The sequence below is a fragment of the Streptomyces sp. 8L genome (genome assembly GCF_020176795.1).
In the GTDB taxonomy this organism is placed as follows: domain Bacteria; phylum Actinomycetota; class Actinomycetes; order Streptomycetales; family Streptomycetaceae; genus Streptomyces.
On record NZ_JAIUKE010000675.1, the window covers coordinates 1 to 4,785 of the forward strand.

Consider the following 4,785-nt stretch of genomic DNA (forward strand, 5'->3'; position numbering starts at 1 on the left):
CGGGGGGGGGGGGGGGGGGGCGCGGGGGGGGCCCCGCCGGGGGGGGGGTGGGGGGGCCCGGGCCGGGGGGCCGGGGCCGGGGGGGGGGGCGGGGGGGGGGGGCCCGGCCCCCCGGCCCGGCGGGCCGCGGGAAGGGAGTTGATCGCTTCGACCCAGGCGGTGTGCTCTGCCGAGCGGTCGGAGCGGAAGCCGGAGTCGAGCAGCCTGCCGCCGTGTTCCCAGACCACGATCAGCAGGCCTCCCTCGGCGAGCACCTTGCCCGCGATGCCCTTGTCGAGGCGGGCCTCGCGGAGCGAGCCAGCCGGCACGAAGAAGTCGTTCGCGCCGGGCCGTACGACTTCGAGGCCCGCGTCGGTGAGGGTCAGCTCGACGCGGCTGCGGGCGCCGAGGCCGTGGGCCACGATGCGGTCGAGCCACTGCCCCGCGCTGGTGGAGCCGTGGTAGCGGCCGCTCATCGTCATTTTCACCGCCCCCTGCCGCTCCGGCACGGCGAGCAGTTCCGGGACGTCCGACTGGAGGCTGCCGCGCCACTTCCAGCCCTGGCGCATCAGCCAGTACACGAGCGCGATCAGGATCGCCAGGCCGACGATCCAGCCGATGCGGCCGCTCCAGTCGTTCACGGGCGCCGAGTGCTTGGCCTCGGCGAGCTGGGCGGTGGGCAGCAGGGCGGAGAGGTGCGCAGAAGTCATGCCAGATTCCCGTCGGTGACCGTGGCCTTGCCCCGCAGGAAGGTGTGGGTGACGCGCCCCGGCAGCTCGCGGCCCGCGTAGGGGCTGTTGCGGCTGCGGGAGGCGAAGCCCGCGGGGTCCACGGCACCACGGTATGCCGGGTCGACGAGGACGAGGTTCGCGGGCTCGCCCGGGGCCACGGGACGGCCGTGGCCGGCGAGCCGGCCGATCGCCGCCGGGCGGTGGGACATCCGGTCGGCGACGCCCGCCCAGTCGGTGAGGCCGGTGTCGACCATGGTCTCCTGCACGACGGACAGCGCCGTCTCCAGGCCGACCATGCCCATGGCCGCGGCGGCCCACTCGCAGTCCTTGTCCTCGTGCGGGTGCGGCGCGTGGTCGGTGGCGACGCAGTCGATCGTGCCGTCGGCGAGCGCCTCGCGCAGGGCCATCACGTCGGCGTCGGTGCGCAGCGGCGGATTGACCTTGTACACCGGGTCGTAGGAGCGTACGAGCTCGTCGGTGAGGAGCAGGTGGTGCGGGGTCACCTCGGCGGTGACGTTCCAGCCCTTGGACTTCGCCCAGCGCACGATCTCCACGGAGCCCGCGGTGGACAGGTGGCACACGTGCACGCGCGAGCCGACGTGCGCGGCGAGCAGCACGTCGCGGGCGATGATCGACTCCTCGGCTACGGCGGGCCAGCCGCCGAGGCCCAGTTCGGCGGAGACGACGCCCTCGTTCATCTGGGCGCCCTCGGTGAGGCGGGGCTCCTGCGCGTGCTGGGCGACGACGCCGTCGAACGCCTTCACGTACTCCAGGGCGCGCCGCATGATCACGGCGTCGTCCACGCACTTGCCGTCGTCGGAGAAGACGCGGACCCGTGCGGCCGAGTCGTGCATGGCGCCGAGCTCGGCGAGCTGCTTGCCCTCCAGGCCCACGGTGACGGCGCCGATGGGCTGCACGTCGCAGTAGCCGGAGGCCTGCCCGAGCCGCCAGACCTGCTCGACCACGCCGGCCGTGTCGGCGACGGGGAAGGTGTTGGCCATGGCGTGGACGGCGGTGAAGCCTCCTCTGGCGGCGGCCCTGGTGCCGGTGAGCACCGTCTCGGAGTCCTCGCGGCCCGGCTCGCGCAGGTGGGTGTGGAGGTCGACGAGGCCCGGCAGCAGGACCTGCCCTGCGGCCTCGACGACCACGGCGCCGGCCGCGTCGAGGCCGGTCCCCACCTGGCTGATCGTTTCGCCTTCGATCAGGACGTCCCGCTCCTGGCCGCCGAGTACCCGGGCACCGCGGATCAGGGTCTTGTTCGTGCTCACTTGCTCTCCTCGGTGGCGCTGGTGGACGCCGTGACGGTGTCGGCGGCGCTCGGGCGGGACTGGGCCACGGCCGGCTCGTTGCCGCCGAGCAGCAGGTACAGGACGGCCATGCGGATGGACACTCCGTTCGCGACCTGCTCGACGATGGTGGCGCGCGGCGAGTCCGCGACCTCCGCGGTGATCTCCATGCCGCGGTTCATCGGGCCGGGGTGCATCACCAGGGCGCCGTCCGGCATGCGGTCCATGCGGTCCGCGTCGAGCCCGTAGCGGCGCGAGTACTCGCGCTCGGTGGGGAAGAAGGCCGCGTTCATGCGCTCGCGCTGCACCCGCAGCATCATCACGGCGTCGCTGCCGGGCAGCGCCTCGTCCAGGTCGTACGACACGTCGCAGGGCCACGCCCCGACGCCGACGGGCACCAGGGTGGGCGGAGCGACGAGGGTGACCTTGGCGCCCAGCGTGTGCAGCAGCAGGACGTTCGAGCGGGCGACGCGGCTGTGCAGGACGTCGCCGACGATCGTGACGCGGACGCCTTCGAGGTCCCTGCCGAGGCCGGCGTCGGCGCCGACGATCCTGCGGCGCAGGGTGAAGGCGTCCAGCAGGGCCTGGGTGGGGTGCTCGTGGGTGCCGTCGCCCGCGTTGACGACTGCGCCGTCGATCCAGCCGGAGGTGGCGAGCCGGTAGGGCGCGCCGGAGGCGCCGTGCCGGATGACGACGGCGTCGGCGCCCATGGCCTCCAGGGTGAGGGCGGTGTCCTTCAGGGACTCGCCCTTGGACACGGAGGAGCCCTTGGCGGAGAAGTTGATGACGTCGGCGGACAGCCGCTTGGCGGCGACCTCGAAGGACGTCCTCGTCCGGGTGGAGTCCTCGAAGAAGAGGTTCACGACCGTCCGGCCGCGCAGGGTCGGCAGCTTCTTGATCGGCCGGTCGGCGACCCGCGCCATCTCCTCGGCGGTGTCGAGGATCAGGACGGCGTCGTCGCGGGAGAGGTCGGCGGCGGAGATCAGGTGGCCTGGTGTCCGGGGGTTCGCCCCGGGGAGACGCAGCATCTCGGTGTGCTCCGGTGGGTCTGGTGCGTGGGCGCACGCGGGCGCGCGAACGCATCCGTGGCAGGTCTGGACGGGCGGGCGCGGCCCACGGGCCCCGGAGGGGGCTCGGGACGGCTCCTGGGGCGCGGCTAGCGCTCGCCGGGTGCGGGCTGCTTGACGCCGAGCAGCACGGTGTCGCGCCCGTCCTCCTCGCTCAGCTGGACCTTGACGGTCTCCCTGAGGGAGGTGGGGAGGTTCTTGCCGACGTAGTCGGCGCGGATCGGCAGCTCGCGGTGACCGCGGTCCACGAGGACCGCCAGCTGGACGGCGCGGGGGCGGCCGATGTCGCCCAGTGCGTCGAGCGCGGCGCGGATCGTACGGCCGGAGAAGAGGACGTCGTCCACGAGGACGACCAGCCTGCCGTCGACGCCGTCGCCGGGGATGTCGGTGCGCGCGAGGGCCCGCGCGGGCCGCAGTCTGAGGTCGTCGCGGTACATCGTGATGTCGAGCGAGCCGACGGGGACCGTCCTGCCGGTGATCTCTTCGAGCTTCGCGGCGACCCTGCGGGCGAGGAACACACCGCGGGTCGGGATGCCGAGGATCGTCACGTCGTCCGCGCCCCGGGCGCGCTCCACGATCTCGTGGGCGATGCGGGTGAGCACCCGGGCGATGTCGGGCGCTTCGAGAACGGCCCGTGCGGCGCCGGAGTCCGCCGGAATTTCCCTGCTGTCTGCATCCATGGAACTCATGGAAAACGGACCTCCTTCTCCGCCTCTCGGGACGGACGTTAAAGGACGTCATGATTGCGCCATGCATCCTACCAGTGGCGGACCCGCGGCCCCCGGGGGACCCTCGGGAGTATCCGGTACGGACCATCCGGCTTGACGCATCAGGGTAACGCTGCGTAACCTTACAGTGAGTTACGAGACTTCGTCCGGGGAGCTATATGTCCAGCGAATACGCAAAACAGCTCGGGACCAAATTGCGGGCCATCCGCACCCAGCAGGGCCTCTCGCTCCACGGCGTGGAGGAGAAGTCACAGGGGCGCTGGAAGGCCGTGGTGGTCGGTTCGTACGAGCGCGGCGACCGCGCCGTGACCGTGCAGCGCCTCGCCGAGCTCGCTGATTTCTACGGCGTCCCGGTGCAGGAGCTGCTTCCCGGCACGACCCCCGGCGGGGCCGCGGAGCCGCCGCCGAAACTGGTCCTGGACCTGGAGCGGCTGGCGCACGTGCCGGCAGAGAAGGCAGGCCCCCTCCAGCGGTACGCGGCGACGATCCAGAGCCAGCGCGGGGACTACAACGGCAAGGTGCTGTCGATCCGCCAGGACGACCTGCGCACGCTGGCCGTGATCTACGACCAGTCGCCCTCGGTCCTCACCGAGCAGCTGATCAGCTGGGGCGTGCTGGGCGCGGACGCCAGACGAGCGGTGGCGCACGAGGAGGGCTGACGACCCGGTCCGCGAGGACAAACCAGCAGAAACGTCACGTCCAGGGGGCGGGCTCCCGTTCGCGGGAAGCTCGCCCCCTGGCATATGCGCACCGTGATGGAGTCCGGCAGGGGTTCCGACCGCAGCCGCAGGGCCGCGCGGGGCGCCCGTACGACGGTTTCCGGACATGGCGGGGCTGCGGCGGGGTCCGTCCTGGCGGGGGTTTCGTCCTGGCCTGGGTTCTCGTCCTGGCGCGGAGGCGGCGTCCTGTGCGGGGGCTCTGCGCCCGAGCGCCCCGGGGCGGGGCCATCGTGTGCGAGGCCCGGGCGGAGGCGGCGCGGAGACTGCCTCCAGGC

At 73.0% G+C, this 4,785-nt stretch carries 5 protein-coding genes; 1 reads left to right on the forward strand and 4 read right to left on the reverse strand.

Translation table 11 applies throughout. The annotated features are described in order from the left end of the window. The 4 genes from LCE31_RS36880 to pyrR all read right to left on the reverse strand — a co-directional run. The coding region (locus LCE31_RS36880) for a PH-like domain-containing protein (RefSeq protein WP_441349435.1) at nt 1–689 on the reverse strand (689 nt) is incomplete at its 3' end. Continuing rightward, entirely contained in the window at nt 686–1,978 is a 1,293-nt protein-coding gene (locus LCE31_RS36885) for a dihydroorotase (protein ID WP_225022363.1), read from the reverse strand. The genes LCE31_RS36885 and LCE31_RS36880, both read right to left, overlap by 4 nt. Continuing rightward, nucleotides 1,975–3,024 carry an aspartate carbamoyltransferase catalytic subunit gene (locus tag LCE31_RS36890; RefSeq protein ID WP_225022365.1) on the reverse strand — a complete coding sequence of 350 codons (1,050 nt, stop codon included), beginning with the start codon at nt 3,022–3,024 and terminating at the stop codon, nt 1,975–1,977. The genes LCE31_RS36885 and LCE31_RS36890 overlap by 4 nt, the downstream gene beginning before the upstream one ends. Nucleotides 3,025–3,152: 128 nt before the next feature. Then, complete coding sequence (pyrR, locus tag LCE31_RS36895) at nt 3,153–3,752, reverse strand: bifunctional pyr operon transcriptional regulator/uracil phosphoribosyltransferase PyrR (RefSeq protein WP_374118681.1); 600 nt, start codon at nt 3,750–3,752, stop codon at nt 3,153–3,155. Between the two features lie 197 nt (nt 3,753–3,949). Here pyrR and bldD point away from each other — a divergent pair, with 197 nt between their 5' ends. Next, on the forward strand, nt 3,950–4,450 hold the full coding sequence (gene bldD / locus LCE31_RS36900) for a transcriptional regulator BldD (RefSeq protein WP_225022367.1): 501 nt from the start codon (nt 3,950–3,952) through the stop codon (nt 4,448–4,450). Nucleotides 4,451–4,785: the final 335 nt, after the last annotated feature.